Source organism: Halomonas sp. SL1 (assembly GCF_003030865.2).
In the GTDB taxonomy this organism is placed as follows: Bacteria; Pseudomonadota; Gammaproteobacteria; order Pseudomonadales; family Halomonadaceae; genus Halomonas; species Halomonas halophila.
Window position 1 is genome coordinate 25,204 of sequence record NZ_PYUQ02000022.1, and the last position, 25,866, is coordinate 51,069.

At 68.6% G+C, this 25,866-nt stretch carries 22 protein-coding genes; 11 read left to right on the forward strand and 11 right to left on the reverse strand.

Translation table 11 applies throughout. The features are described 5' to 3' along the window. Window positions 1–28: 28 nt before the first annotated feature. Window positions 29–607, reverse strand: a complete 579-nt coding sequence (gene ectA, locus C9J49_RS14960; protein ID WP_035593201.1) for a diaminobutyrate acetyltransferase — start codon at window positions 605–607, stop codon at window positions 29–31. 258 nt (window positions 608–865) lie between these two features. Continuing rightward, window positions 866–2,233: a glutathione-disulfide reductase gene (gene gorA, locus C9J49_RS14965; protein ID WP_046078688.1), complete on the reverse strand. Its 1,368-nt coding sequence runs from the start codon at window positions 2,231–2,233 to the stop codon at window positions 866–868. Between the two features lie 160 nt (window positions 2,234–2,393). On the opposite strand from gorA, the gene can reads away from it, so the two are divergent. The 8 genes from can to C9J49_RS15005 all read left to right on the forward strand — a co-directional run bounded on the left by can (window position 2,394) and on the right by C9J49_RS15005 (window position 11,355). Then, complete coding sequence (gene can, locus C9J49_RS14970; protein WP_107181901.1) at window positions 2,394–3,047, forward strand: carbonate dehydratase; 654 nt, start codon at window positions 2,394–2,396, stop codon at window positions 3,045–3,047. A gap of 167 nt (window positions 3,048–3,214) precedes the next feature. Then, window positions 3,215–4,789 (forward strand): ABC transporter substrate-binding protein, encoded by a 1,575-nt coding sequence (locus C9J49_RS14975; RefSeq protein ID WP_107181902.1) that lies wholly within the window; start codon window positions 3,215–3,217, stop codon window positions 4,787–4,789. A gap of 104 nt (window positions 4,790–4,893) precedes the next feature. Next, the gene (locus C9J49_RS14980; RefSeq protein WP_107181903.1) at window positions 4,894–5,940 is read left to right on the forward strand and encodes an ABC transporter permease; all 1,047 of its coding nucleotides are present in this window, start codon (window positions 4,894–4,896) and stop codon (window positions 5,938–5,940) included. After that, the gene (locus tag C9J49_RS14985; RefSeq protein ID WP_035593190.1) at window positions 5,937–6,893 is read left to right on the forward strand and encodes an ABC transporter permease; all 957 of its coding nucleotides are present in this window, start codon (window positions 5,937–5,939) and stop codon (window positions 6,891–6,893) included. The genes C9J49_RS14980 and C9J49_RS14985 overlap by 4 nt, the downstream gene beginning before the upstream one ends. 106 nt (window positions 6,894–6,999) lie before the next feature. Further along, window positions 7,000–8,019 carry an ABC transporter ATP-binding protein gene (locus C9J49_RS14990; protein WP_046078690.1) on the forward strand — a complete coding sequence of 340 codons (1,020 nt, stop codon included), beginning with the start codon at window positions 7,000–7,002 and terminating at the stop codon, window positions 8,017–8,019. Continuing rightward, on the forward strand, window positions 8,019–9,092 hold the full coding sequence (locus C9J49_RS14995) for an ABC transporter ATP-binding protein (RefSeq protein WP_107181904.1): 1,074 nt from the start codon (window positions 8,019–8,021) through the stop codon (window positions 9,090–9,092). Before C9J49_RS14990 ends, C9J49_RS14995 begins: the two co-directional genes overlap by 1 nt. 317 nt (window positions 9,093–9,409) lie before the next feature. Next, a complete protein-coding gene (locus C9J49_RS15000) occupies window positions 9,410–10,330 on the forward strand; it encodes a LysR family transcriptional regulator (RefSeq protein WP_107181905.1) in 921 nt (306 codons plus the stop codon). Then, the gene (locus C9J49_RS15005; RefSeq protein WP_107181906.1) at window positions 10,327–11,355 is read left to right on the forward strand and encodes a hydrolase; all 1,029 of its coding nucleotides are present in this window, start codon (window positions 10,327–10,329) and stop codon (window positions 11,353–11,355) included. Before C9J49_RS15000 ends, C9J49_RS15005 begins: the two co-directional genes overlap by 4 nt. Here C9J49_RS15005 and msrA read toward each other — a convergent pair. From msrA to C9J49_RS15025, 4 genes are all read right to left on the reverse strand, one after another. Further along, complete coding sequence (gene msrA, locus C9J49_RS15010) at window positions 11,336–11,950, reverse strand: peptide-methionine (S)-S-oxide reductase MsrA (protein ID WP_046078694.1); 615 nt, start codon at window positions 11,948–11,950, stop codon at window positions 11,336–11,338. The two genes, C9J49_RS15005 and msrA, sit on opposite strands and share 20 nt — an antisense overlap. Before the next feature lie 34 nt (window positions 11,951–11,984). Beyond that, window positions 11,985–16,004 (reverse strand): translocation/assembly module TamB domain-containing protein, encoded by a 4,020-nt coding sequence (locus tag C9J49_RS15015; RefSeq protein ID WP_107181907.1) that lies wholly within the window; start codon window positions 16,002–16,004, stop codon window positions 11,985–11,987. Between the two features lie 77 nt (window positions 16,005–16,081). Beyond that, the gene (locus tag C9J49_RS15020) at window positions 16,082–17,944 is read right to left on the reverse strand and encodes an autotransporter assembly complex family protein (RefSeq protein WP_052719315.1); all 1,863 of its coding nucleotides are present in this window, start codon (window positions 17,942–17,944) and stop codon (window positions 16,082–16,084) included. 29 nt (window positions 17,945–17,973) lie between these two features. Further along, window positions 17,974–18,768, reverse strand: a complete 795-nt coding sequence (locus C9J49_RS15025; RefSeq protein WP_107181908.1) for a hypothetical protein — start codon at window positions 18,766–18,768, stop codon at window positions 17,974–17,976. 276 nt (window positions 18,769–19,044) lie between these two features. On the opposite strand from C9J49_RS15025, the gene C9J49_RS15030 reads away from it, so the two are divergent. Next, on the forward strand, window positions 19,045–19,623 hold the full coding sequence (locus tag C9J49_RS15030) for a superoxide dismutase (protein WP_035593170.1): 579 nt from the start codon (window positions 19,045–19,047) through the stop codon (window positions 19,621–19,623). A 228-nt stretch (window positions 19,624–19,851) separates the two neighbouring features. On the opposite strand, the gene C9J49_RS15035 is transcribed toward C9J49_RS15030, so the two are convergent. Continuing rightward, window positions 19,852–21,141 carry a nucleotide sugar dehydrogenase gene (locus tag C9J49_RS15035; RefSeq protein WP_046078697.1) on the reverse strand — a complete coding sequence of 430 codons (1,290 nt, stop codon included), beginning with the start codon at window positions 21,139–21,141 and terminating at the stop codon, window positions 19,852–19,854. Window positions 21,142–21,144: 3 nt separating this feature from the next. Continuing rightward, a complete protein-coding gene (gene galU, locus C9J49_RS15040; RefSeq protein WP_046078698.1) occupies window positions 21,145–22,035 on the reverse strand; it encodes a UTP--glucose-1-phosphate uridylyltransferase GalU in 891 nt (296 codons plus the stop codon). A 140-nt stretch (window positions 22,036–22,175) separates the two neighbouring features. On the opposite strand from galU, the gene ubiG reads away from it, so the two are divergent. After that, on the forward strand, window positions 22,176–22,901 hold the full coding sequence (gene ubiG / locus C9J49_RS15045) for a bifunctional 2-polyprenyl-6-hydroxyphenol methylase/3-demethylubiquinol 3-O-methyltransferase UbiG (RefSeq protein WP_035593162.1): 726 nt from the start codon (window positions 22,176–22,178) through the stop codon (window positions 22,899–22,901). Then, window positions 22,898–23,578, forward strand: a complete 681-nt coding sequence (locus C9J49_RS15050) for an HAD-IA family hydrolase (RefSeq protein WP_046078699.1) — start codon at window positions 22,898–22,900, stop codon at window positions 23,576–23,578. The genes ubiG and C9J49_RS15050 overlap by 4 nt, the downstream gene beginning before the upstream one ends. Window positions 23,579–23,690: 112 nt before the next feature. Here C9J49_RS15050 and C9J49_RS15055 read toward each other — a convergent pair whose 3' ends face one another. Genes C9J49_RS15055 through pal form a run of 3 tightly spaced genes read right to left on the reverse strand, consistent with a single transcriptional unit; the run spans window position 23,691 to window position 25,843 of the window. Beyond that, window positions 23,691–24,455 (reverse strand): YciK family oxidoreductase, encoded by a 765-nt coding sequence (locus tag C9J49_RS15055; RefSeq protein ID WP_035593158.1) that lies wholly within the window; start codon window positions 24,453–24,455, stop codon window positions 23,691–23,693. Between the two features lie 15 nt (window positions 24,456–24,470). Continuing rightward, the gene (ybgF, locus tag C9J49_RS15060; RefSeq protein WP_046078700.1) at window positions 24,471–25,268 is read right to left on the reverse strand and encodes a tol-pal system protein YbgF; all 798 of its coding nucleotides are present in this window, start codon (window positions 25,266–25,268) and stop codon (window positions 24,471–24,473) included. Between the two features lie 44 nt (window positions 25,269–25,312). Beyond that, window positions 25,313–25,843 carry a peptidoglycan-associated lipoprotein Pal gene (gene pal / locus C9J49_RS15065; protein ID WP_107181909.1) on the reverse strand — a complete coding sequence of 177 codons (531 nt, stop codon included), beginning with the start codon at window positions 25,841–25,843 and terminating at the stop codon, window positions 25,313–25,315. Window positions 25,844–25,866: the final 23 nt, after the last annotated feature.

The following is a 25,866-nucleotide window of genomic DNA, read 5'->3' on the forward strand; positions in this document are numbered from 1 at the left end:
AGATGTGCCGGCGCCGCGACGGGAGACATCAGATGTCGGCAGTCTGGAAGGGACCGATGCGCACGAGGTTCTCGGGGTCGTGCTCACCGCCGAGCTGATCGGTGGAGAAGTATTCGCGGCTGTTGAGCGGCGCCTGCCAGCGGTCGGCCAGTCGGCGGAACAGCCCCCAGGACGCCTGATTGTCCGGGGTGATGGTGGTCTCGAGGTGATGTACCTCGGAAAGCTCCGGGCGGGTCATCACGGCTTCCACCAGACGGCGGGCCAGGCCGGTGCCACGGGCCTTCTCGCCCACGGCGACCTGCCACAGGAAATAGGTGTCAGGGCAGTTGCTCTTCACGTAGCCCGAGACGAAGCCGACAATCTCGCCTTCCTCGTTGGTGGCCACGGCACAGCTGTCGCGGAACTGGGTGGCCAGGAGCAGGTAGGCGTAGGCGGAGTTGACGTCCAGCGGCGGGCAGGACTTGACCAGTTCATAGATCCCCCAGCCGTCGTCCGGGTTCGGCTTGCGGATGAACAACGGGGCGGTCTGATGACCGACGACGGTGTCGGCGATACTGGGCCGGGCAAGCTCGGCGGAGGGAATGAAAGGCTCTGTGGTCGCGTTCATTATCATGTTCGCTTAGCGAATTCGGGAATTATCATAACAGCCGCTTATTACTATTTCAAAAGCCATGTTATCCAGGCGGCAGAAAACCATAAACATACATTATGGATTTCGCGGAAACACTGCCATGGCGGGCTTTTCACAGCATAGTCCCGCTTCGTCTCCAGGGCCTTCCGGGCTACCAACGCAAGCGGGCCACCCGGTCAGGGTGGCCCGCTCATGTGGCGATGACGTGACGGCGAGATGTCGCCGTCGGTGGCGTCAGTTCCGGGTCGGCGTGCGCATGGTCACGAATTCCTCGGCGCCGGTGGGATGGATGCCCACGGTCTGGTCGAACTGGGCCTTGGTCAGTCCGGCGCGCACCGCGATGGCGATGCCCTGGATCACCTCGCCGGCCTCGTCGCCCACCATGTGGGCGCCGACTACCACGTCGCTCGCGTCATCGACGATCAGCTTCATCAGGCAGCGCTCGCTGCTGCCGGACAGCGTGTGCTTCATGGGGCGAAAATCGGCGCTGTAGACGCGAATGGCATCGAAACGCTCGCGGGCGGCCTCTTCGGAGAGGCCCACGGTGCCGATGTTGGGATGACAGAACACCGCGGTGGCGATGCGCTCGTAATCCAGCGGTGCCGGCGTGGTGTCGCCGAAGTGGTGCTCGACCAGCTTCATCGCCTCTTCCAGCGCCACCGGGGTCAGCTCGGGGCCGTCGGTCACGTCGCCCAGCGCCAGAATCGACGGTACCGAGGTCTCGAAGCGCTCGTTGATCTTGAGCTTGCCGTCGTCGCTGGTGGCCACGTCGAGCTTGTCCAGCCCCAGGCCCTCGAGGTGCGGGCGACGGCCGGTGGCGGCCAGCACGGCGTCGACTTCCAGGGTCTCGCCGCTGGTCAGGGTGACCTTGAGCCCGCCCTCGACCTTCTCGATGGTCTCGATGTTGGTGCCGAAGTGCAGGTTGACGCCCTTCTTGGCCATCTCGTCGCGGGTGAACTCGCGCACTTCCTGGTCGAAGCCGCGCAGGAACAGGTCGCCACGATAGATCAGGTGGGTGTCGCTACCCAGGCCGTTGAAGATGCTGGCGAACTCCACGGCGATATAGCCGCCGCCGAGCACCAGAAAGCGTTCCGGAAAACTGTCGAGGTCGAAGACGCGGTTGGAGTCCAGTGTCAGCTCCTTGCCCGGGAAGTCCGGCACCCAGGGCCAGCCGCCCACGGCGACCAGGATCTTCTCGGCGCTGATGGTCTCGCCGCCGACGCTGACGTGATGGGCGTCGACCACGCTGGCGCGGCCGTTGATCAGCCGCACGCCGGCGTTGTCGAGCAGCCGGCCGTAGATGCCGTTGAGGCGCTTGATCTCGCCGATCTTGTTGTCGCGCAGGGTCGCCCAGTCGAAGGTCGGTGCCTCGGGCAGGTTCCAGCCGAAGCCGCCGGCGTCCTCGAAGCTGTCATGGAAATGGGCGGCGTAGGAATACAGCTTCTTGGGCACGCAGCCGACGTTGACGCAGGTGCCGCCCAGGTAGCGATCCTCGGCCACGGCGACGCGGGCTCCGGTGGCGGCGGCGGTGCGTGCGGCGCGCACGCCGCCGGATCCCGCCCCGATGACGAAGAGGTCGTAGTCGAACTCGGACACAGGCATCTCCTGATAGATGAATGAGAATAAGGGGATGGGCGTGGAGTGGCAGCGATCATACCAGCCGTCGGCAGCCCCCGGGAGGCCCGTCGCCATTGACCGGCGCTATGTCGGTAATAAAAAATGCGAGTGGTCCGCAGCCCCGATCATAAGAGACCCCTTCTCAATGAAAACCGAAATGCAGCAGCTGCTCGAGCGCAACCGCGCCTGGGCGGAGAGCGTCAGCCGGGAAGATCCCGATTTCTTCGCCCGCCTCTCCCAGCAGCAGAATCCCGATTACCTGTGGATCGGCTGCTCGGACTCCCGCGTCCCGGCGAACCAGATCATCGATCTGCCGCCGGGTGAAGTCTTCGTCCATCGCAATGTCGCCAACCTGCTCCATCACAACGACATGAACGCCCTGTCGGTGGTGCAATACGCCGTGGACGTGCTCAAGGTCAAGCACATCATGATCGTCGGCCACTACGGCTGTGGCGGGGTGAAGGCGGCGGTGACCGGCGGCGAGTGCGGCATTGTCGACTACTGGCTGCATTCGGTACGCGAGCTCTACAGCCTGCATCGCCCGTACCTCGAGCGCCTGCCGCTGGGCGAGCAGGTCGATCGCATGTGCGAGCTCAACGTCCGAGCACAGGTCAACAACCTGTGCCGCACCAAGATCCTCCAGCGGGCCTGGCAGCGTGGCCAGCCGCTGGCCGTGCACGGCTGGGTCTACGGCCTGAACGATGGACTCGCCACCGACCTGGACTGCAGCGTGACCGGCCTCGATCAGGTCTCGACCCTGTACCGGATCGACCGCGTGGCGCCCTCCGGCGACGACTGATCCTCTGCCGCCCGGGGCGCCTATTCGCCGGGCGCATGACGCCTCTCGTTATTTCGATTGTCCTGACGCCGCGGAACTCTCTATGTTGAATGCCGGACCGGAACAAACGGTCGTTCGCCTCATTCCGGGGCGCTACGCATAACAATCCATCCGGCATGGAATCCAACATGACAATCAAGAAGACTCTTCTGGCCAGCGCCGTCGGCGCGGCCATGACCGCGGCTGCCATCGCCCCGGCCGCCCAGGCCGAGACCACCCTCAGCATGGCCTATGATGCCGATCCGGTGTCGCTCGACATCCACGAGCAGCTCTCCGGCGGCATCCTGCAGCTCTCGCACATGACCTTCGATCCGCTGGTGCGCTGGAACCAGGACCTCGAGTTCGCGCCGCGCCTGGCCACCGACTGGGAGCAGGTCGACGACACCACCCTGCGCATGACCCTGCGTGAGGGCGTCGAATTCCACAGCGGCAATGCCTTCACCGCCGATGACGTGGTGTGGACCGTGGAGCGTCTCAAGCGCAGCCCCGACTTCAAGGCGATCTTCGCGCCCATCGACTCGGTGACCGCGGTCGACGAGCACACCGTGGAGTTCACCACCGAAAAGCCCTACCCGCTGCTGCTCAACCTGGCGACCTATATCTTCCCGATGGACAGCCAGTTCTACAGCGGTGAAGACGCCGACGGCGATCCCAAGGACGAGATCGTCAAGAACGGCAATTCCTACGCCTCGCGGCATCTCTCCGGCACCGGCCCCTTCGAGGTCACCGAACGCCAGCAGGGCGTGCGCGTGGTGTTCGAGCGCAACGACGACTACTGGGACGAGGAGTCCCCGGGCAACGTCGACGAGATCGTGATGACGCCGATCAGCGAGAACGCCACCCGCGTGGCCGCCCTGCTCTCCGGCGACGTCGATTTCATCGCCCCGGTGCCACCCAACGATCTGGAACGCATCCGCAACGACGACGATACCCAGCTGGTCACCATGTCCGGCACCCGGATCATCCTGTTCCACATGAACCAGGAGCGGGTCGAGGCCTTCCAGGACCCGCGGGTGCGTCAGGCCTTCGCCTACGCCATCAACCAGGAAGGCATCGCCGACCGGCTGATGAAGGGCTTCGCCACCCCGGCGGCCCAGATGTCGCCGCAGGGCTATGCCGGTCACGTGGACGGCCTCGAGCCGCGCTACGACGTCGAACGGGCCAAGGAGCTGATGGCCGAGGCCGGCTATGAAGACGGCTTCGAGATCACCATGATGGCGCCCAACAACCGCTACGTGAACGATGCCAAGATCGCTCAGGCGGTGGCCGCCATGCTGGCGCGCATCAACGTTACGGTGGATCTCAAGACCCTGCCCAAGGCCCAGTACTGGGGCGAGTATGACGATCGCGTGGCCGACATGATGATGATCGGCTGGCACGCCGACACCGAGGACTCGGCCAACCTGCACGAGTACCTCACCGCCTGCCCGGATGCCGACAGCGGGGCCGGTCAGTACAACGCCGGCAACTACTGCAACCCGGAGCTCGACGCCCTGGTCGCCGAGGCCAACCTGGAGGTCGACCTCGAGGCGCGTGCCGAGATGCTGCAGCAGGTCGAGCAGACCCTCCATGACGAGGCCGCCTTCATCCCGCTGCACTGGCAGGATCTGGCGTGGGCGTCCGCCGCCAACGTCAACATCGAGCCGATCGTCAACGTGATGAACTTCCCCTACCTCGGGGACCTGGTCGTCGAGGAGGAGTGATTCCTCCCCTCGCCGGCGGACCGTCGGCGAGGCCTTCCCCATCCTGACCCGGTGGTGCGCTCGGGACGAGCGTGCCACCCCGTATTGCCTACGGGACGCCACTCATGATCGCCTTTCTGATCAAGCGCCTTTTCCATGCGCTGCTGGTGATGTTCGTCATCAGCGTGATCGCCTTCGCCATCCAGGACAATCTGGGCGACCCCATCCAGCAGATGGTCGGCCAGTCGGTCCCGGAGAGCGAGCGCGCGGCACTGCGCGAGGAGCTGGGCCTGAACGACCCCTTCGCGGTCCAGTACCTGCGCTTCGCCGTCAACGCGGTGCAGTTCGACTTCGGCTATTCCTACGTCTTCAACGAGCCGACCACCGAAGTCATCCTGCGCCATCTGCCCGCGACCCTGGAGCTGGTGGCCGCGTCCACCTTCCTGATCATCGCCCTGTCGATCCCCATCGGGGTCTACAGCGCCATTCGGCCGCGCGCCTGGCTGTCGCGGTTCTTCATGGGCGTGTCGATCATCGGCATCTCGATCCCGGTGTTCCTGACCGCCATCGTGCTGATCCAGCTGTTCGCCATCGGCGTGTCCTGGTCGCCCTTCCCCGCCGATACCGGCTGGGGCGCCTGGCTCAATGATCTCGTCAGCACCGACGGCGGCATGCCGGCCTACGGGCGCGGGGACCCGGTGCCGGTGTTCGGCACCTGGGAGACCAACTTCGCCTCCCTCGAGGGGCTGACCTACCTGGTGCTGCCCGCCATCTCGCTGGCCTCGATCATGCTGCCGCTGTTCATCCGCCTGATCCGCGCCGAGATGCTCGAGGTGATGCAGTCGGAGTACGTGAAGTTCGCCCGCGCCAAGGGCATCTCGCTGCGCCGCATCTATTTCCTGCACGCGCTGAAGAACACCATGCTGCCGGTGATCACCGTCGGCGGGGTGCAGATCGGCACCCTGGTCGCCTACACCATCCTCACCGAGACGGTGTTCCAGTGGCCCGGCATGGGCCTGATGTTCCTCGACGCCATCGAGCGTTCCGACATTCCGCTGATCGTCACCTACCTGATGATCGTGGGGCTGATCTTCGTGATCACCAATACCCTGGTCGACCTGATCTACGGCCTGGTCAACCCCACCGTCAAGCTGACAGGAAAGCCCGCATGACCACCTCGACTTCATCCGCTGCGAGCTCGTCCACGGCGAGCCGCTGGGAGCGCTTCCGCGACTCCTATCTGCTCTACAGCTTCCTGCGCGATCCGATCGCCCAGGTCAGCCTGGCGGTGTTCATCCTGATGGTAGCCTGCGCCGCTCTGGCGCCCTGGCTGGCGCCGATGAACCCCTACGACCTGGCGCAGATCGACATCCTGGCCTCGGAGCTGCCGCCGTTCTGGGTCGACGGCAGCGATCCGGCCTATACCATGGGCACCGATGCCCAGGGCCGCGACCTGCTCTCGACCATCCTCTATGGCCTCAGGGTCTCGCTGATCATCGGCTTCGGCGCGGTGGCGCTGCAGGCCACCCTCGGCGTGTGCTTCGGCCTGCTGGCCGGCTATCTGGGCGGGCGCGTCGATGCCTTCCTGATGCGCATGGCGGATATCCAGCTATCGTTCTCCACCCTGATGGTGGCGATCGTGGTCGGCGCGCTGTTCAAGGCGATCTTCGGCGGCGCCACCTTCAGCACCTATGCGGTGCCGCTGCTGGTGCTGATCATCGGCCTGGCCGAATGGCCCCAGTACGCGCGCACCGTGCGCGCCTCGGTGCTGGCCGAGAAGGGCAAGGAATATGTCGACGCCGCCCGCGTGATGGGGCTGCCGAGCCGGCGCATCATGTTCCGCCACATCCTGCCCAACACCCTGTCGCCGATCTTCGTCATCTCCACCGTGCAGGTGGCCAATGCCATCATCTCCGAGGCGGCGCTGTCCTTCCTCGGCCTCGGCATGCCCGAGACCCAGCCCTCGCTGGGTTCGCTGATCAAGTCCGGGTTCGACTACATCCAGTCCGGCTCCTGGTGGATCACCCTGATCCCGGGCCTGGTGCTGGTGGTGCTGGTGCTGGTGATCAACCTGCTCGGCGACTGGCTGCGCGACGTCCTCAACCCGCGTCTCTACAAGGGCTGAGGCCATGCTGCATATCGATACGTACTCAATACCCGACGGTCGCCGGCACGACGTGCTCAACCCGCGCCTCTTCATGCTGCACAAGGGCTGAGGCCAAGGAGTTTCCATGTCACTTCTCGAAGTCAACCACCTCGACGTGCGCTTCGCGCTGCGCCGCGGCGACGTCCAGGCCCTGCGCGACGTCTGCTTCAGCCTGGATCGCGGCGAGCGCCTGGGGATCGTCGGCGAGTCCGGCGCCGGCAAGTCCGTGGCCGCCTTCAGCCTGCTCAACCTGATCGCCAGGCCCGGCTATATCGCCGGCGGCAGCATCACGTTCGACGGCCAGGAGCTGATCGGCCTGTCCGACCGGGCCCTGCGTCGCATCCGCGGGCATCGCATCTCGATGATCTTCCAGGACCCGATGATGACGCTCAATCCGGTGCTGACCATCGGCGAGCAGATGGTCGAGTGCCTGAAGGCCCACCGGCGCATCTCGACCCGCGATGCCCGGGCGATCTCGCTGCGCAAGCTTGAGCAGGTGCAGATCCCCTCGCCCGAGGCGCGCCTCGACCAGTATCCCCATGAGCTGTCCGGCGGCATGCGTCAGCGCGTGATCATCGCCATCGCGCTGCTGCTCGACCCGGACATCATCATCGCCGACGAGCCGACCACGGCGCTGGACGTGACCATCCAGGCCGAGATCATGGCGCTGCTGCTGGAGCTGTGCGAGGAGCACAACGTCGGCCTGGTGCTGATCACCCACGACCTGGGCGTGGTCAGTCAGGTCACCCAGCGCATGCTGGTGATGTACGCCGGCCGCGTGATCGAGCAGGGCCCGACCCGCGAGATCATCAACGACCCGCAGCACCCCTACACCCAGGGCCTGCTCAACGCCCTGCCGCAGATGGCCACGCCCGGCGAGCGGCTCAACCAGATCCCCGGCAGCATGCCGTCGCTCAGCCACCTGCCGAGCGGCTGTGCCTTTCATCCGCGCTGCGGTTTCGTCAATCGGCCCGACGGCTCGCGTCGCCAGGCCTGCGTCGACGAGGTGCCCGGCTTCGTCGCCTCGGGCAACTGCCAGGCGGCCTGCCACATGGTGGCCGAGATGATCGAACGCGAACGCATTCCGGCCGAGGAGCAAGACTGATGACCACCGCCTCTCTTTCTTCATCCACCGGCTCCACCCCGGGCGCTTCCACGGCGCCGGAAGCGGCCGGGCCGCTGCTGTCGATCCGCGGCCTGGAGAAGCGCTTCTCGCTGTCCGGCGACTTCCTCGAGCAGCTCAAGTTCAAGGGCGGCAAGCTGGTGCGCGAGCAGAAACACGTGCACGCCATCAACGGCGTCGACCTGGACATCCGGCGCGGCGAGGCGCTGTGCGTGGTCGGCGAGTCCGGCTGCGGCAAGTCCACGGTGGCCCGCACCGTGATGGGTCTGATCACCCCCAGCGCCGGCGAGATCCGCTACGACGGCGAGCGCATCGACGACCGCTCCACCAAGGAGCTGCTGCCCTACCGTCGGCGCATGCAGATGATCTTCCAGAATCCCTATGCGTCGCTGAACCCGCGCATGACCATCCAGCAGACGCTGGAGGAGCCGATCCGCCTGCACCACCCCGACTGGTTGCCGGCGAAGGTCCAGGACAAGGTCGCCGAGGTGATGAGCGCGGTGGGCATCGCGCCGGACTGGGGCGCCCGCTACGGCCACGAGTTCTCCGGCGGCCAGCGTCAGCGCATCGCCATCGCCCGGGCGCTGGCGGTGGACCCGGAGTTCATCGTCGCCGACGAGCCGATCTCGGCGCTTGACGTCTCGATCCAGGCCCAGGTGCTCAACCTGCTGATGGAGGCCCAGCAAGAGCGCAACCTGACCTACCTGTTCATCACCCACGACCTGGCCGTGGTCGAGCACTTCGGCACCCGGGTGGCGGTGATGTATCTGGGCCGGGTGTGCGAGGTGGCGCCCACGGCGACGCTGTTCGCCACCCCGCGCCATCCCTACACCCAGGCGCTGATGTCGGCGATTCCCCGGCTCGAGGACGACCGCCCGCAGCACATCCGCCTGCAGGGCGAGGTGCCCACGCCGGTGAACCTGCCGTCGGGCTGCGTCTTCCACGGCCGCTGCCCGCATGCCAATGCGCGCTGCCGCGACGAGGTCCCGGCGCTGATCGCCACCGACCAGGGCGGGCAGGTGGCCTGTCATGGGGTCGAGGAAGGCCGGATTTAGAGTGGCTGAACGGGGATGATGCCGGGAGCCAGGCGTAGCGAGGGTCCTGCGCCAGGGGTGAGGAGCACTGCTCCGAACGGGCTGGCCATGGATGGCCAGCACTGGCCCTGCGAGCGGCGCAGGATGCGAAAGCGCCGCAGGGCGTCGGTAGCGCCCAGGGAAGGGTTCACAGCGCCCTCGCGGTGGTCCGACACTTCGGGGCTGGCTTCCGGCTGTTCCAGACCAGCCCGCTTGTTTCGGCCACACCTGACCATCTGGTCGAATAACGCTAACCTGAGTAGACTCCCCGTCCCGGTGATCCGGCAACAAGGAATACGATGGAATTACGCTGGCTGGAAGACTTCATCGCCCTGGCGCGCACGCGCCACTTCTCACGGGCGGCGGAGACCCAGAACGTGACCCAGCCGACCTTCTCGCGCCGCATCAAGCTGCTCGAGGAAGAGATGGGGGCCACCCTGATCAATCGCCAGACCCTGCCGCTGTCGCTGACGCCGGCCGGCGAGGAGTTCCTGGCGCTGTGCGAGGACGTGACCCGGCGAGTCGACACCGCCAGGGAGCGTCTCGGTCAGCTGGCCGAGGCCGACGCCAGCCGCCTGCGGCTGGCCGCGCCCCAGAGCCTGCTGGCCAACTTCCTGCCGGACTGGCTGGCCGGCTTTGATCCCGCCCCGCCGGTCACGCCTTACCTGCGCGCCACCGGCTGGCTGGCCGACGACTACTTTCGGGCCCTGGAACGCCAGGAATGCGACCTGGTGCTCTGCTACTGGCCCGCCACGCCAGGCACGCTGCCCCTGGAAACCGCAGGCCTGGAGGCCCGGGTGCTCGGCCGCGAGCGGCTGGTGCCGGTGTCGCTGCCCGACGCCGAGGGCCGCCCGCGCTTCTCGCTCGAGGACACCGGGCGTCGCCCGCTGCCGCTGATCGCCTATCACCCCCGCGGGGTGATCGACCAATGCATCCGTGCGCACCTGCAGTCGCTCGGCCAGATGCCGACCTTCAGCGTGCTCAACGAGAGCATCCAGAGCGGCAATATCCGCGAACTGGTGGGCCTCGGCTACGGGCTCGGCTGGCTGCCGGCCCGCTCGATCCAGGCCGCGCTGTCGTCGGGAACCCTGGTTCCAGCCGGCGGCACGCGCTGGCAGGTGCCGCTGGAGATCCGCCTCTTCCGATATCGCGAGAACCCCCATCCGGCGGTGGACGCCCTGTGGCAGCGGATCCCCGATGCCAGGGCCGACGCCACATGACCCCGGAGCGCCATGACGCGGACTTCCAGGCCCCGCCGGGCCTGGCCAATCGCCATCTCCAGACCCTGCTGCCGAGGCTGCTGCCGGCGCCCTCCCCCGTGCTCAGCTGGGAGACGCTGGCGCTGCCCGACGGGGATGTGGTCGAGCTCTGCTGGATCGCGCCGGGGCCCGCCGACGAAGACGCGCCGCTGTTCGTGCTGTTCCATGGGCTGGAAGGTTCCGTGGATTCGCCCTACGCCCGGCAACTGCTCACGGCCGCCGGCGAGCGGGGCTATCGTGCTCTGCTGATGCATTTCCGCGGCTGCGGGCGGCACCCGAACCGTCGACCGCGGGCCTATCACAGCGGTGATACCGCCGATGCCCACTGGCTGTTGACCCGGTTAGCCCGGCGCTATCCCCGGGCACCGCGCATCGCCTGCGGCGTCTCGCTGGGGGCCAATATGCTGCTCAAGCTGGTGGCCGAAGACGCCCAGCGCGAGTTTCCGGCGCTGCATGGCGCGATCGCCATCGCCCCGCCGGTGGACCTTGCGGCGAGTGCCGACTGCCTGGAGCGGGGTTTCGCCCGAGTCTACCAGCGCCACCTGCTCGGCTCGCTGAAGGCCAAGGTGGCGCCGAGGCTCGACGCCGGCGAGCTGCCGTTGGCGCTGTCGTCCCGGCACCTGAACGGTCTTGGCACCCTGCGGCAATATGACGACGCGGTGACCGCGCCGCTGCACGGCTTCGCCGGTGCTGCCGACTACTATCGCCGCGCCTCGGCCGGTCCGAGGCTGGCCGGCATTCGTCTGCCGACCCTGATCCTTCATGCTGAGGATGACCCTTTCATGCCGTCGCGCCTGTACCAGAACGTCGCGCTGGGCCCGGGCATTCGTCTGGAAACATCCCGCCACGGCGGGCATGTGGGCTTCATCGAACGCCGAGGCCGAAGGCTGGCGAGCTGGCTGGCGCGCCGCGTCGGCGCTCAGCTGGATGGCTGGGCCGGCGCGACGCCTTCCATGCGCGAGGCGTTCAGCCGATCGGACAGCTGACGCCGGTGCCCTTGAGGCCGCAGTAGCCGTCGGGCTTCTTGTCGAGGTACTGCTGGTGGTAGTCCTCGGCGTAGTAGAAGGTCTCGAGGGGCTCGATGACGGTGGTGACGGGGCCACGCCCGACCTGAGCCAGTGCCTGTTCGTAGGCGTCACGGCTGTGCTCGGCGACCTCGCGCTGGACCTCGTCGGTGACCAGGATGATCGAGCGGTATTGGGGACCGATATCGTTGCCCTGGCGGTTGCCCTGGGTCGGGTCGTGGGCCTCCCAGAAGTGGCGCAGCAGGGTCGCGAGATCGATCGTCGCGGGGTCGAACACGACGCGTACCACCTCGGCGTGGCCGGTGCGTCCGGTGCAGGTCTCCTCGTAGGTGGGGTTGGGCGTCACGCCGCCGGCATAGCCCACGGCGGTGACGTGCACGCCGGGCAGCTGCCAGAACAGCCGCTCAGCGCCCCAGAAGCAGCCCAGACCAAGTACGATCTCCTGCATGCCCGCCGGCCAGGGCGGTGTCATGGCGTGGCCGCTGACCGTATGGCGGCCCTGTATCTGCAGTGGCGTGTCGCGGCCCTCGGGGGCGTACAGCGGCGAAGTGGTCATCGTGTGGCTCCTTGGTTCGTCTTGCTCGTGTCGCTCATCGCGTCAGCGTCGGGGGATCGCCCGGCAGGCTGAAGGTGTAGATCAGGTCGACCGCCTGATTGGCGCCGGAGACCGCTTCCAGGTAGAGATCGCGCCACAGCTTGTAGCGCAGGCTCAGCTCGGCGATCGGCGAGAAGATCCCGACACCATAGCCGACGCTCAACCGGTCGGTCAGGTTCCCGGTCACGACGACCTGGCTGTCTTCGCCGCTGCCGGACGTGTCCAGGCTCAAGTCATCGATGCCGAAGGCCTCGCCGATCGCACCCACGGCGCCGCCGGCCTGGCCCAAGGTGACGCCGATCAGCGCCGAGGTCAGCGCCCCGTCGGCGCCGCCGCTGTCATCCGGCGCCCGGCCACGCAGCGCGTAGGACAGCGCCCGGGCCTCGTTCATGGCCGGCTCGGAGAAGATCTCCAGGCTCGGGTTGGCCGCAGGCCCGGTGACCCGAAGGCCGGCTACCACGCCATCCTGGGTGTTGTCCGGGTTGCGTACCGCCTCGAAGTCGAGCAGCGGCTGTCCCGGCGGGCCGCTGAAATAGAGGATGCCCTGGCGGATGATCAGGTCCTGGCCGAAGGCCCGGAAGCGGCCGTCTTCCAGGTTGACGTTGCCGAACAGCTGCACCGGGCCGTCGGACTGGCGCACCTGCAGGTCGCCGAGCAGCTCGGTTTCCAGCCCGTAGGCCTCGAGGCGCATGTCCGGGCCCAGTACCAGGTCCACCTGAACGTCCAGTGCCATGCCGGCCTGCTGCATGGCCTCGGCGGTGCCGGCGCCCGGCTCACCGCTGGCGGCCTGGCGGTCGGCCGCTTCCGCCTCCTCGCGGGTGAGGATGACCTCGTCGGGGCTCGGCGAGACCGCCGAGGCCGGGACCCGACCAATTTCCAGCCGGGCCCAGGGCACGGCCACCTCGCCGCGGACCTGAAGCCGCTCGGGCGTGGCGCGGATCGCCAGGTCGGGGGCCAGGCGCAGGCGCCCGAAGCCCGGTAGCGCGGCCAGCAGCGGAGCCTCGCGCCCTTCCAGGTCGAGGGCTGCCTGCCAGGCGCCGGCCGAGGGCCAGCTCGCGTCGCCGACGATGTTCAGTCGGCCCTCCTCGCTTTGCAGGTAGCCGTCGATGTCGGCGCTGTCGCCGGCCAGGTCGACGGCCAGCTGGCCGTCGACCACCGACAGCGGCAGGCCGAGGCCTTCGGCACGCAGGCCGTCGAGAGCCAGACGGCCGTCCAGGCGCGGCTGCTCGCGATTCCCGGTGATGTCGATACCGGCGGCGAGCGCGCCTTCCAGGGTCTCCAGGTCGGCGATCAGCGGCCGGTAGGGCGCCAGTCGGACATCGTCGATCTCGAAGCGGCCTTCGAGCCGGCCGGTGCCCAGGGGATCGACGATGCCCAGGTCGAGTTGCATCGCCCCCTGATCGCCGAAGGTCAGCCCCAGGTCCAGGTCAGCGCGGCCCTGGTCGGCATCGAGGGCGAGCGAGAGTCCGGTGCCGGGCACCGACCAGGGCTGGCCATAGGCGTCCTCGCCGTTGATTTCGACGCGGCTGTCGAGGTTGGCGGTGGCCTGCCAGGCGCCGCCGTTCGACCATTCGGCCACCAGATCGCCCTCGGTGGCGCCCTCCACGCCCCACCCCACCGGCATGGCGTCGTTGATCAGGTCCATCGGCAGCTCGCGGATGGCCAGCTCGGCGCGGCCGCTGTCCGGCGAGGCCGACAGCGGTGCCGTCAGGCACAGCCCGCCGCCCTCGGCTCGAATCAGGCAGAACGGCTGGACGTCCACGGCGCTGGCCGTCAGATCGGCGTCGAAGGCCAGCGCCTCGTCGAGGCCGAGGCTGCCGTAGGCGGTGTCGGCGTCCAGCGGCATCAGTCGCCCGCGGTAGCGCTCGCGGGCCTCGTCCAGCGCCCCTTCCAGGGCCAGGTCCAGCGCCGCCAGCGGCCCGTCCGGGTCGCCGTCCACGTCGAGGGTCAGGCGATGCGCCGAGAGCCGGCCATCGAGGGCCAGCGCGATGGTCGGGAAGGCCTGGCCGCCGGCGGTGACGTCGTCGGCGGTCAGGCTCAGGTCGAGGCTGGGGTCGTCCAGGCCGGCCACCTCACCCGCCAGGCGTAGCCGGGCGAGGCGATTGTCGCCGAAGGTCAGCCGGTCGCCGTTCAGGGTCAAGGAGAGCTGAGGTTGCTCGAAGCTGCCGCGGGCCGCGATGTCGCCATCCAGCGCCCCGTCGAGGTCGGGATAGAGGGTGTCCAGGCGCGGCATGTCGATGCGGGCGTCCAGATCCAGGCGACTCGGCGCGACCCGGCCCGAGGCGTCCAGCCGATTCTCGCCCTGGCGCAGACTCAGCGAGGCGATGTCCCAGTTCATGTCGTGATCGCCGGACAGCTGACCCGACAGTGAAAACGGCTGCTGGGCGAGCTCGCCGTCCACGGCAAGCGTCGGCACGCCGAGCCGCCAGCCGTCGGCACTCTGGGAGAAGGCCACCTGTAGCCCACCGTTCAGCCGTCCACTCAGCCCTTCGACGAAGGGCTCGGGGTCGAAGCCGTCGACGTCGAGGCGTGCCGACATCGACAGTGCCTCGGACCAGTCGATCCGCCCTTCGCTGGTCAGCGTGCCTTCCGGCGGCGTCAGGCGCAGCGGCGTCCAGTCGAAGCGCTGCAGGTTGCCCTGACCGTTCAGCGCGAGTTCGGTGCGCGGCAGCGACGGCCCCCGGGCGGCCAGCCCCAGGCTGACCCGATAGTCGTCGAGGGTGCCTTCAGCGTCGAGATCGAGGTGCTCGACCCGCCACGGCTCGGGGGGGCCAGACGCGTCATCGCTCTCGTCATCCTCGTCGCCGGTGGTCGGCATGGCGCCAGGCAGCGGCCACTGCAGCCCGGGGCTGGTCAGCCGGGCGGTGAACGGCCGTGCCGGGTCCAGGGCGTCGAGGTGGGCCGACAGATCGGCTGCCACGGGGCCGGTGGCCGACAGTGCCACGTCCAGGTCGCCGAGATCGCCGGTCAGGGCCAGCTCGAGCCGCTGCCCGGCCAGGGCCGGCAGGCGTTCGGGCAAATAGAAGTCGGCGCCGAGGCTCACGTCGAGGGGGTAATCGTCGCGCAGGGTGACCTCGGCCTCGAGGGTGGCGTCGGCCTCCCGGGAGGTCACCGCCAGCGGGTGCACGGTCACCTGCTGATCGCGGGCCGTGACGCTGAGGTCGAGCCGGTCGATGACGTAGGCCTGGGGCCCCTCGAAGGCGGTGTCTTCCAGGGTCAGACTTGGCACCTCCACTGCCAGTGGCAGGGTGATGTCCGGCAGCCGGAGACGCTCGTCGGCGGGAGCGTCAGTCGACGGCTGCGAATCCCTCACGCCTTCGGCAGCCGGGGCGACGCTGGACGGCAGCGGCGATCGGACCACTACCGCCGCGTCGATCGCGATGGCCGTGAGCACATCATCGCGGCTTTCCGCCTCGCTCAGGGCGAGCCGGTTGCCCGGCGAGATCGACGGTGTGAGTCGCAGCCCGACGAGCCGCGTGGGCGACAGGGTCAGGGCATTGCCCTCGGCCTCGGCGCCGCTCTCGAAGTGCTGCCAGCGCAGGCGGGTGCCATTGGCGAGGCGCACCTCGACGTCGTCCAGCAGCAGCTCGCGCAGCGCCATCGGCAGCGGCAGACGGATCGCTCCGGGCGGGCCGCCGGCGCTCTCCTGCTCTTCCGGGGCGGGTTCGTCGGCGGCGTCGCTGGCACCGAGGCGGATGCGGGCGCCGGTCACGCCCAGGCGGTCGATGCACAGCCGGCCGTGGAGCAGGCAATCGTCGGCCCAGGCGAGCTCGAAGTCCTCGACCGCGACGCTGGCCGGACCGGCCGTCAGGCGCAGGCCTTCGATCGTCAGCGTGTCCAGGGGCGCGCCCTCGACGCGCTCGACCTCGAGCAGCCCGAGTCGCTCGGCCTGGGCGAACAGGGCGCTGGTCCCCCAGGGCGACAGGACCAGGCCCAGCAGCAGCATGACCAGGCCGATCAGCCACAGCGGCAGCAGGATCAACAGCCGGACCAGGGCCCAGCTCAGGCGGCGCATTCTCACGATGATGACTCTCGCAGGCTCAGGTGACGGGCCTCGGCCCGATGCGATGGATGCAGGTTCACGATGACGCTTCAGAATTCCGGGCCGATGGCGAAGTGGATGCGGTAGCTATCGTCGCTGTCGAACGGGTGGGCGACGTCGAAGCGGATCGGCCCTACCGGCGAGATCCAGCGCACGCCGAGGCCGGCACTGGTATTCAGCTCCTCGGGCCACCAGTCGGTGAAGGCATCACCGGTGTCGACGAAGCTGGCCAGCCACCAGGCACCGGTCAGGCGGCGCTGGGCTTCGACGCTGCCCACCAGGCGCTGTTCGCCGCCGACCAGTTCGCCGTCGGCATTCTTCGGGGCCAGACTCTCGTAACCGTAGCCGCGCACGCTGCTGTCGCCGCCGGCGAAGAAGCGTAGCGATGGCGGCACGTTGGTGAAGTCGTCGGTGACGATGCTGCCCGCGCCGATGCGACCCACGAAGCGGTAGTCGTCGCCGAGGCTGCGGATCCACTGGGAGTCGGCGTCCATGCGCAGGAACTCCGCGTCGGATCCCCAGGCCTCGCTGGAATACTGCACCGAGATCTGCTGACGATCGCCCCAGCGCGGAAAGGTCGGATTGCGCGAGCGGGTGCGGGTCCAGCGCACCCCGGGATAGACCAGCAGCACCTGATTGCTCTCGTCGGCCTGGGTGAAGTCCTCGTAGGTGGTGCGCAGGTAGACGATCTGCTCCCAGGCGTTGTCGAACTGCCAGCGACGACCGAATTCCACGCTGGCTTCCAGGGTCTCGGTGTCCTCGTTGTCCTTGTTCAGCAGGCCGTACTGCAGGCGATAGCTGTCGCGTCGCGGGTCGTCCAGCGGCATGTCGTAGACGCCGCTGAACTGCTGTTCCGGCCCCGAGAGGTAGAGATCGTGCTTGAGGCTGTGGCCGTAGCGATTGACCCAGGGCTGGTCCCAGGAGAAACGCAGCCGCGGGCCGACGTCGGTGGCGAAGCCCAGACCGACCTCGAACTGGTGGCGGTCGGCGGGGGTGACGCTGACCTCGATGGGCACCTCGGGCACTGCCGGCGCCTCGAGGGTGGCGACCGCGGCCAGCGCCGTCGCGCTGAGGCGAGGTTCGGGGACGGCCGTGGCCGTCAGGCCCTCCACGTCGAGCTCGTTGAGAAAGCCGATGGGGGCCGGCGGCAGGGCCAGCTGGCCGATGCCCGCATCCAGCAGGGGGCGCACGCTGACCGAGCCGAACCATTCGGTCTGACCGAGGCGCTGATTGAAGGTGGCCACATCGGCGGCGAGATAGGGCTTGCCCTCGTGGAACGGCGCCAGGGCCTGAAGGCGCTCGGTCTCGATGTGCTGGCCCTGGAAGTGAACCGGCCCGAAGCGATAGCGCTCGCCGCTGTCCAGGGCCAGCGACAGCCGGGCGCTGTGGGCCCAGGGGCGGATCTCCATGCGCCGCTCGGTGAAGCGCCAGTCGAAGTAGCCACGTTCCAGGGCCAGGCCGGAGAGCTGGCTGCGCAGCGCATCGAACGGCGCGTGAAGCAGCACCTCCCCTTCCTGCTGGGGATAGGCGTCGATGGCGTCTCGGAAGGGAGCGTCCTCGGCGGCGCCACCGGCCAGGTCGAAGTCGAGGCGTTCGATGCGTACCGGCTCGCCGGGATCGACGCGGATCGTCACCTCTTCCGGCGCATCGGGGTCGTCGAAGCGAACCTCGAAGGTCGGCTCGTAATAGCCGTAGACCCTGAGCGACTCGGCGGCGAGCCGGCGTACCTCGGCCTCGAGGCGCTGGGGCGAATAATCGTCGGCATCCAGCCCGTCGAGATAGGTCTCGAGGTTGTCGGCGGGGTCGCCCTCGATGCCCTCGAGGCTGGCGTCGAGGGCATGGGCAGCCCCGGGGGCCGCGAGTCCGATCGACAGCGAGGCGACCGCGAGACGGTTGGCGAGACGCTTGTCCATGATGTCGTGGATCCCTGGCTGACGTCCTGTCACTGCCGCAGCGCTTCGAGCTGGGCGTTCATCGCCAGCTGTGACTGGCGCAGTTCCCGCAGTTCGGCCTGCAGGTCCGCGAGCCTCGCCTCTAGGGCCTCGGCTCGTTCGCGCTCATCATCGCGCGCCGTGGCCAGGGCTTCAACGTCGTCGGCGAGGTCGGACAGGGCCGCCTCGGACTCGTCGAGACGCGCGACCAGCGCTTGCTGGCGCTCGGCCTCGCCCTGCTGGGTCGTCTCCAGGGCCGCCAGGCGCTCGGTGAGAGCGGCGAGCCCCTCGCGGTTGGCCGTCTCCAGGGCCTTCATGGAGTCGCGCACCGCGGCCAGGGTCTCGGCACGTACCTCGCCGTTCTCGGCCAGGGTGGCGACCCGCCCCTCGAGGGCGGAACGGGCGTCGGCCAGCGGCGCCAGGTGTTCGTCCTGCCAGTCGGCCAGACGCTGTGCGAGACGGTCGTCCAGCGCGTCTCTTAGCGTGTTGTCCAGCCCCTCGAGTTCATCGAGCCGCGCCTGGATCTCCGACAGCAGTTCGCCGCGCCCCTCGGAGGCGTCGAAGCGGGCATGGAGGTTGGAGATATCGCCGTTGAGTCGGGTCAACCGCTGTTCCAGCCGCTGACGCTCCAGCCAGCCGGCGTAGGCCAGCCCGGCCAGGGCCGCGACGAGCAGCAGGATCAGCAGCCACAGCGGCCAGACGGTCGCCTTGGGCGGGGCATGTGGCCGGTGGTGCCCGGCCAGGCTGGCATCCGGGTCCGGCACGATCGGGCGTGGCTGCCGGCGGTCTTCCGGGCGCTCTGCCATGATGGTCTCCTTGCGCGTTGCGTGTCGGCGTCCCGCCGGCGATATCGCCGGCACGCGTCCCATGCCCGAGTCCCCTGATCGGAATTGGCGGACCCTAGGGCGGGTGATATGATGCCGTGACCGGACTGGTACAGCACACTGATAGTGTACGGTTTTTTATCGAGGGAGCGAACGGGGCACGGCCGAATCCGGGCCGACATCGACCTTGCACTCCCCCAGCGCACTGGCACACCATGGGTCGCCGTGACCCATGACTAGCAACGAGGAGAAACGATAATGGCATTCGAACTGCCCGCACTGCCGTACGAAAAGAACGCCCTGGAGCCGCACATCTCCGCCGAGACCCTGGAGTACCACTACGGCAAGCACCACCAGGCCTACGTCACCAAGCTCAACGAGCTGACCGACGGCACCGAGAACGCCAACAAGTCCCTGGAAGAGATCATCCAGTCCGCCTCCGGCGGCCTGTTCAACCAGGCGGCTCAGGTCTGGAACCACACCTTCTACTGGCACTGCCTGTCGCCGAACGGCGGCGGTGAGCCGACCGGCGCCCTGGCCGAGGCCATCAACGCCAAGTTCGGTTCCTTCGAGGAATTCAAGAGCGCCTTCAACGCCAAGGCCGTCGGCAACTTCGGTTCCGGCTGGACCTGGCTGATCAAGACCGCCGACGGCGGCGTCGACATCGTCAACACCGACGACGCCGACACCCCGGTCGCCCACGGCCAGACCCCGCTGCTGACCATCGATGTGTGGGAGCACGCCTACTACATCGACTACCGCAACGCGCGTCCGAAGTACCTCGAGAACGTCTGGAACGTGCTGAACTGGGACTTCGTCGCCCAGAATTTCGCCTGATCCCCAGCGGACTCGCGAACGACAACGGCCCCGCCATCAGGCGGGGCCGTTTTGTTTCTACCGCTTATTTAGGGAGTCGGCCTCGATTTACGTCGCGAGCGAAGGCAGGCTGATTGCCGCCGGAGCGCAGCTACCGGAGTGTAGCCTGCTACATGAGGATTCGATCGGACCGGCGCCCCGGCACCGCCGGCGGCCAGCCTGTCGAGCGCAGCAGCAAATCGAGCCGACTCAAGGATCGGCGCGGCGCCCGATCCCTCGATAGTACAGCCCCATGTCGGCGACGTGGGCCGGGTCGTAGATATTGCGACCGTCGAGCAGCAGCTTGCCGTTCAGCTGCGACGCCAGGCGCGGCCAGTCCGGGTTCCAGTAGGCCTTCCACTCGGTGACCAGCATCAGGGCGTCGGCACCGTCGAGTGCCTCGTCCGGGTCGCCGTCGAACAGTGCCAGCAACGGATGGTCGCCGAGCCGTTCGCGCAGCGCCCCGGTGGCGGCGGGATCGTGCAGCCGCACGCGCACGCCCTGGGCCCAGAGGGCGCGCAGCAGCGTCAGCACCGGCGCATGATCGATGCGCGCCGTGCCGGGCTTGAAGGCCGCGCCCCAGATGGCCACGGTCAGGCCTTCCAGCCGGCCGTGGTAGTGGGCCCACAGCTTGCGGAACAGCGTCTCCTTCTTCTGCTCGTTGATGTCGAGCACCTGGTCGAGCAGCGCCGAATGGCGGCCGCTGGCCGACTGCACGTCGGCCAGACGCATCAGGTCGCGGGAAAAGCTCGGGCCGCCGAAGCCGCAGCCGGGATAGAGGTACTCGTAGCCGATGCGGCTGTCCGCGCCCATGCCCTCGCGCACGTCCTCCACGTCCACCCCCAGGGTGTCGGCGAGGCCGGCGATCTCGTTCATGTAGCTGATGCGGGTGGCCAGCATGCCGTTGATCGCCAGCTTGGTCAGCTCGGCGGCCCGCCGCGGCATGCGCTGGAAGACCTCGCGGCGGCGATTGAACGCTCGCAGCAGCTCGCGTACCTGGCGTTCGGCGTCGCGGTCGTCGCAGCCCAGCAGCCAGCGCGACGGCCGGGTGAAGGTCTCCCAGGCGCGGCCTTCCTCGAGCAGGTCGGCCAGCGCCACGGCCCGACGCCCGTTGCCGAGGCCGGCGGCCAGTCGGTCGGTTTCGCCGACCGGGAAGGTCGAATTGTTGACCAGCACCGCGTCTGCGGTCATTCGCGACGACAGTTCGGCCACGGTGGTGCGGCCTTGCTCGCGCTGTGCCGGCGACAGGGCCAGCCACAGCACCTCGAAGTCGTCGCCCTGGAGAGGTTCGCCGACGTCGAGAACCCTGAGATGGCCCTGGGCGCGCCCTTCCTCCAGGCGCGACATCAGCTGCGGCTCGCTGGCCAGCCAGCCGCTCTCGGCGAGCGTCGGCCAGTCGGCGCTGGCGTGGGGCCACCAGGTCACCCGGTGACCGACCGAGGCCAGCGCCGCCGCCGCGGTGGCGGCGGCCAGCTCGCTGCCGTGGACCAGAACGCGCATGGCTTACTCCTCGCCGCTGTAGCGGGTCAGCAGTTCGCGGAAGCCCTCGCCGTAGCGGGCGTGGCGGCGGCCGTAGGCGAGAATCGCCTCGAGGTAGCCGAGCTGGTGGCCGCAGTCGTAGGTGCGACCGCGCATGCGCCAGGCGTCGACGCCGCTCTGCTGGCGCAGCGTCTCGATGGCGTCGGTCAGCTGGATCTCGTTGCCGGCGCCGGGCGGCGTTTCGGCGAGCAGCGGGAAGATGGCGCCGGGCAGCGCATAGCGGCCGATCACGGCCAGGTCGGAGGGCGCCTCCTCGACCTTGGGCTTCTCGATCAGCCCGGCCAGCGCCCCGGCCTCGCCGGCGGCCGGCGGCTCACCCTCGGGGGCGACGATGCCGTACTTGTAGACCAGCTCGTGGGGCACCTCCTCCACCATCAGCTGGCTGCGGCCGGTGGCGTCGAAGGCCTCGATCATGCCGGCCAGGTCGTTGCGCTCGAGGCCGTCGTCATCGACCAGCACGTCCGGCAGCAGCACGGCGAAGGGTTCGTCGTCGCCGATCACCGGGCGCGCACAGAGCACCGCATGGCCCAGGCCCAGCGGTTCGGACTGGCGCACGCTGATGATGTTGACGTCTTCCGGCACGATCGAGCGCAGCTCCTCGAGCAGCTCCTGCTTGCCCTTGGCCTCGAGGCTGGCCTCGAGCTCGAAGTGCTTGTCGAAGTGGTTCTCGATGGCGCTCTTGCTGCCGTGGGTCACCAGCACGATGTCGCGAATGCCGGCCTCGACGGCCTCCTGGACCACGTACTGGATCACCGGGCGGTCGACGATGGTGATCATCTCCTTGGGAATCGCCTTGGAAGCGGGCAGGCAGCGAGTGCCGAAACCGGCAACGGGAAGAACGGCCTTGCGGATCATGGTGCGGTCCTTGTCATGTCGCATGTAGCCCGACGCGGCCGGGCATGGGCCGGGGCGTCGGGAACGAGTAGAATGGCATCATACCGAATCACGCCGAGCTCGCCACAGTGGCAAGCCGGCGACACCTACGGAGAGGACAGATGACGGCAAGCCAGTCGCAAGCGGACAACGTCGACGCGGCGGAGATCGCCAAGTTCGAGGCCCTGGCCCATCGCTGGTGGGATACCGACGGCGAGTTCAAGCCGCTGCACGAGATCAATCCCCTGCGCCTCGACTTCATCGACGCCCGCGCGGGGCTGGCCGGTCATCGGGTGCTCGACGTCGGCTGCGGCGGCGGCATCCTCGCCGAGGCCATGGCCCATCGCGGCGCCGAGGTCACCGGCATCGACCTGGGCGAGGCGCCGCTGGCGGTGGCCCGGCTGCACGCCGAGGAGACCGGCGCGCGCGTCGACTACCGCCAGATCAGCGTCGAGGCCATGGCCGAGGCCCATGCCGGCGAGTTCGACGTGGTCACCTGCCTGGAGATGCTCGAGCACGTGCCCGACCCCGCCTCGGTGATCCGCGCCTGCGCGCGGCTGGTCAAGCCCGGCGGGCAGGTATTCTTCTCGACCATCAACCGCAATCCCAAGGCCTATGCCCTGGCCGTGGTCGGCGCCGAGTACCTGCTGCGCATGCTGCCGCGGGGCACCCACGACTATGCCAAGTTCATCCGCCCCTCGGAGCTCGCCGGCTGGTGCCGCGAGGCCGGCCTCGCGGTCTGCGAGCAGAGCGGCCTGACCTACCAGCCGCTGACCCGTCGCTATCGGCTGTCGGCCACCGATGTATCGGTGAATTACCTGATGCACTGCCGGCGGGAGGCATCGTGAGTCGCGAATGGCCGACACCCGAGGCGCTGCTGTTCGATCTCGACGGCACCCTGGTGGATACCGCCCCGGATCTGGCCCGGGCCACCAACTCCCTGCGTGACCATCACGGGTTGGCGCCCCTGCCCTACCCGACCATCCGCGCCCAGGTCTCCAACGGCGGCAGCGCCCTGGTGACCCTGGCGCTGGGCCTCGAGCGCGAACACGACGGTCACGATGACGCCCGGGCCTTCCTGCTGGCCGCCTACGGCGAGGCGGTGGCCGTGGAGAGCCGGGTCTTTCCGCCGCTGGATCGGCTGCTGGACGCATGGCGTGACGCCGGTCGTCCCTGGGGCATCGTCACCAACAAGCCGCGCGCCTATGCCGCGCCGCTGGTGGAGGCCCTGGGCCTCGAGCCGGGCGCGCTGCTGTGCGCCGATGACCTGCCGGTCAAGAAGCCCGACCCCGCGCCGCTGCTGGAGGCCGCCCGGCGCCTCGGCGTGTCGCCGGGCGACTGCTGGTATCTCGGCGACCACCATCGCGACATGCAGGCCGCACGGGCGGCGGGCATGCCCGCGGTGGCGGTGGGCTACGGCTATATCACCGAGGACGACGACTATCGCCTGTGGCCGGCGGATCGCTGGTTCGAGACCGCCGAGGCGCTGACCGAGGCGCTGCTGCCAGGTCTTCCCAAGCGTTGATGTCCCGACACGGCGACGCCCGCTGGGGCGGCGATATCATGATGGCCTAAAAAAAGCAGGCCTCCCTGGCGGGAGGCCTGCTGGTCTTATCGCTGACGCCGTTGCGTCGGCGTCAGGTTCGGGGCGGCTGGGCGTCGAACGCCTCGCCGCTGTGGCCGCGGCTGTCGGGCCCCATCAGCCACAGATAGGTGGGCATGATGTCCTCCGGCGTGCGCAGCGTGCCCGGGTCCTCCGCCGGATAGGCGGACTGGCGCATGGCGGTACGCGTGGCGCCGGGGTTCAGGGTGTTGATGCGTAGCGTGCCGAGGTGCTCCACCTCGTCGGCCAGCACTTCCATGAACCCCTCGGTGGCGAACTTCGACACCGCATAGGCTCCCCAGTAGGCGCGGCCGCGACGGCCCACCGAGGACGAGGTGAAGATGACCGAGGCATCCGCCGACGCTTCCAGCAGCGGCAGCAGCGCCTGGGTCATCCAGATAGGCCCGTTGATGTTGACCTGCATCACCTGCTCCCACAGCGCCGGATCGTACTGGGCGAAGGGGGTGATGTCGCCCAGCAGGCCGGCGTTGTGCAGGATGCCGTCCAGGCGTCCGAACTCCTTGTCCAGGGCCGCGGCCATGTCGTGGTAGTCCTTGAGCGTCGCCCCCTCGAAGTTGAGCGGGAAGATCGCCGGCTGCGGCAGTCCCTCGGACTCGATGGCGTCGTACACCGCTTCCAGCTTGGCGATCGTCCGCCCCAGCAGGACCACCGTGGCGCCGTGGCGGGCATAGGCGAGCGCCGCGGCGCGGCCGATGCCGTCGCCCGCGCCGGTGACGAGGATCACCCGGCCGTCGAGTAGCCCCTGCGGCGCTTCGTAGTCGATCTTGCAGACCGTCATGATGTCCCTCCGGGGCTAGTTGCCCGACTGCCGCTGGAAGTCGGCCGCCAGGTTGGCGGCGCTGCTGTCGGGGTACGCCTGCTGTACCCGCTCGAGCAGCGCCTGGCCGGCTTCCGGATCCCCCTGGCGGGCCTTGAGCAGGCCCAGCTTGTAGAGGGTGTCGGGTACCTTGTTGCTGTCGGGGAAGTCGTCGAGCACGCGTTGGAAGGCCGCGTCGGCGGCGTCGAGATCACCGCCGGCCGAATGCAGCTCACCGAGCCAGTAGTAGGCGTTGGCGGTGAGGGTACTGCTCGGATGTTTGTCGACGAAGGACTCGAAGGCCCGCGTCGCGGCATCGAACTCCCGGGCCTGCACCTTGGCGAAGGCCGCCTGGTAGTCGGCCCGGGCGCCGGCATCGCTGCCGCTGGCTGACTGACCAGAGCTCGATTGGCCCGATGCCTCCGCCCCACCGCTGTCGGCCACCTGCTCGGCCGCGGCGGCACCGGCCCCGCCCGCCGCGCTGGCGGCGTTCGCGGACAGGCGCTCGTCCAGATCCATGTACTGCTGGCGGGTCTGACGCTTGAGGCGGTCGAGCTGGTAGCGCAGCTCCTCGACCTGACCACGCAGCTGGCGAAGCTGCTCCTGGTTGCGCTGCAGCTCGTTGAACAGCTCCAGATTGCCGCCCGCCGGTTCGCGGGCGGCGGTCTGGTCGTAGAAGCTGCCTGAGCCGGAGCGGGCGGTGAGATCCTCCACCACCGGCTGCTGAGCCAGCGCCGGGGCGGCCAGCAGGCTCAAGGCGCCGGCGGCGGTCCAGATTCTGAGACGCGGTCTCATCGCTTTCTCCCTTCGCTATGGTGGTGCCGTGCGTGGCGCGGGGCTCAGTAGGCGAAGACCACCCGGCGGTTCTGGGCGTAGGCTTCCTCGTTGCTGCCGCGGGCCGCCGGACGCTCCTCGCCGTAGCTGACGACCTCGACCTGGGACGGCGAGACGCCCTGCACGCTCAGGAAGCGCTTGACGGCGTCGGCGCGGCGCTCACCGAGGGCCAGGTTGTACTCGCGGGTGCCGCGCTCGTCGGTATGGCCCTGCAGCACCACGCTGGCGTTGCCGTTGTTTTGCAGGAAGCGGGCGTGGGACTGGAGTACCGACTGGAACTCGGGGCGGATGGTGTCGCTGTCGTAGGCGAAGTAGATGGTGCGGACTTCGGGAATCCGCGAGCCGGCCATCTGACCGGCGCCCTCGCCGAGGCCGCTGCCGCTGACCTGGCCGGTGCCGGTCCCCACGCCACCGGCACCGGTGCCGGCGGTGCCGTCCATGGACCCTTCCTGGGTGCCACCGGTGCTGGAGCAGCCGGCCATGACGGCCATCGACATGGCGGCGATCAGAGTGCGGGCATAAGGCTTGAATTGCATCGTTCGACTCCTTTCCTTGCGGG

Coding starts and splice junctions, on each gene's coding strand:
- C9J49_RS15005 (WP_107181906.1), top strand. CDS start 10,327: ATGACCCCGGAGCGCCATGACGCGGACTTCCAGGCCCCGCCGGGCCTG.
- C9J49_RS15000 (WP_107181905.1), top strand. CDS start 9,410: ATGGAATTACGCTGGCTGGAAGACTTCATCGCCCTGGCGCGCACGCGC.
- C9J49_RS15025 (WP_107181908.1), bottom strand. CDS start 18,768: ATGGCAGAGCGCCCGGAAGACCGCCGGCAGCCACGCCCGATCGTGCCG.
- pal (WP_107181909.1), bottom strand. CDS start 25,843: ATGCAATTCAAGCCTTATGCCCGCACTCTGATCGCCGCCATGTCGATG.
- can (WP_107181901.1), top strand. CDS start 2,394: ATGAAAACCGAAATGCAGCAGCTGCTCGAGCGCAACCGCGCCTGGGCG.
- C9J49_RS14990 (WP_046078690.1), top strand. CDS start 7,000: ATGTCACTTCTCGAAGTCAACCACCTCGACGTGCGCTTCGCGCTGCGC.
- ubiG (WP_035593162.1), top strand. CDS start 22,176: ATGACGGCAAGCCAGTCGCAAGCGGACAACGTCGACGCGGCGGAGATC.
- ectA (WP_035593201.1), bottom strand. CDS start 607: ATGAACGCGACCACAGAGCCTTTCATTCCCTCCGCCGAGCTTGCCCGG.
- C9J49_RS14980 (WP_107181903.1), top strand. CDS start 4,894: ATGATCGCCTTTCTGATCAAGCGCCTTTTCCATGCGCTGCTGGTGATG.
- C9J49_RS15035 (WP_046078697.1), bottom strand. CDS start 21,141: ATGCGCGTTCTGGTCCACGGCAGCGAGCTGGCCGCCGCCACCGCGGCG.
- C9J49_RS14985 (WP_035593190.1), top strand. CDS start 5,937: ATGACCACCTCGACTTCATCCGCTGCGAGCTCGTCCACGGCGAGCCGC.
- galU (WP_046078698.1), bottom strand. CDS start 22,035: ATGATCCGCAAGGCCGTTCTTCCCGTTGCCGGTTTCGGCACTCGCTGC.
- C9J49_RS15015 (WP_107181907.1), bottom strand. CDS start 16,004: ATGCGCCGCCTGAGCTGGGCCCTGGTCCGGCTGTTGATCCTGCTGCCG.
- gorA (WP_046078688.1), bottom strand. CDS start 2,233: ATGCCTGTGTCCGAGTTCGACTACGACCTCTTCGTCATCGGGGCGGGA.
- C9J49_RS14975 (WP_107181902.1), top strand. CDS start 3,215: ATGACAATCAAGAAGACTCTTCTGGCCAGCGCCGTCGGCGCGGCCATG.
- C9J49_RS15020 (WP_052719315.1), bottom strand. CDS start 17,944: ATGGACAAGCGTCTCGCCAACCGTCTCGCGGTCGCCTCGCTGTCGATC.
- C9J49_RS15030 (WP_035593170.1), top strand. CDS start 19,045: ATGGCATTCGAACTGCCCGCACTGCCGTACGAAAAGAACGCCCTGGAG.
- C9J49_RS14995 (WP_107181904.1), top strand. CDS start 8,019: ATGACCACCGCCTCTCTTTCTTCATCCACCGGCTCCACCCCGGGCGCT.
- C9J49_RS15055 (WP_035593158.1), bottom strand. CDS start 24,455: ATGACGGTCTGCAAGATCGACTACGAAGCGCCGCAGGGGCTACTCGAC.
- msrA (WP_046078694.1), bottom strand. CDS start 11,950: ATGACCACTTCGCCGCTGTACGCCCCCGAGGGCCGCGACACGCCACTG.
- ybgF (WP_046078700.1), bottom strand. CDS start 25,268: ATGAGACCGCGTCTCAGAATCTGGACCGCCGCCGGCGCCTTGAGCCTG.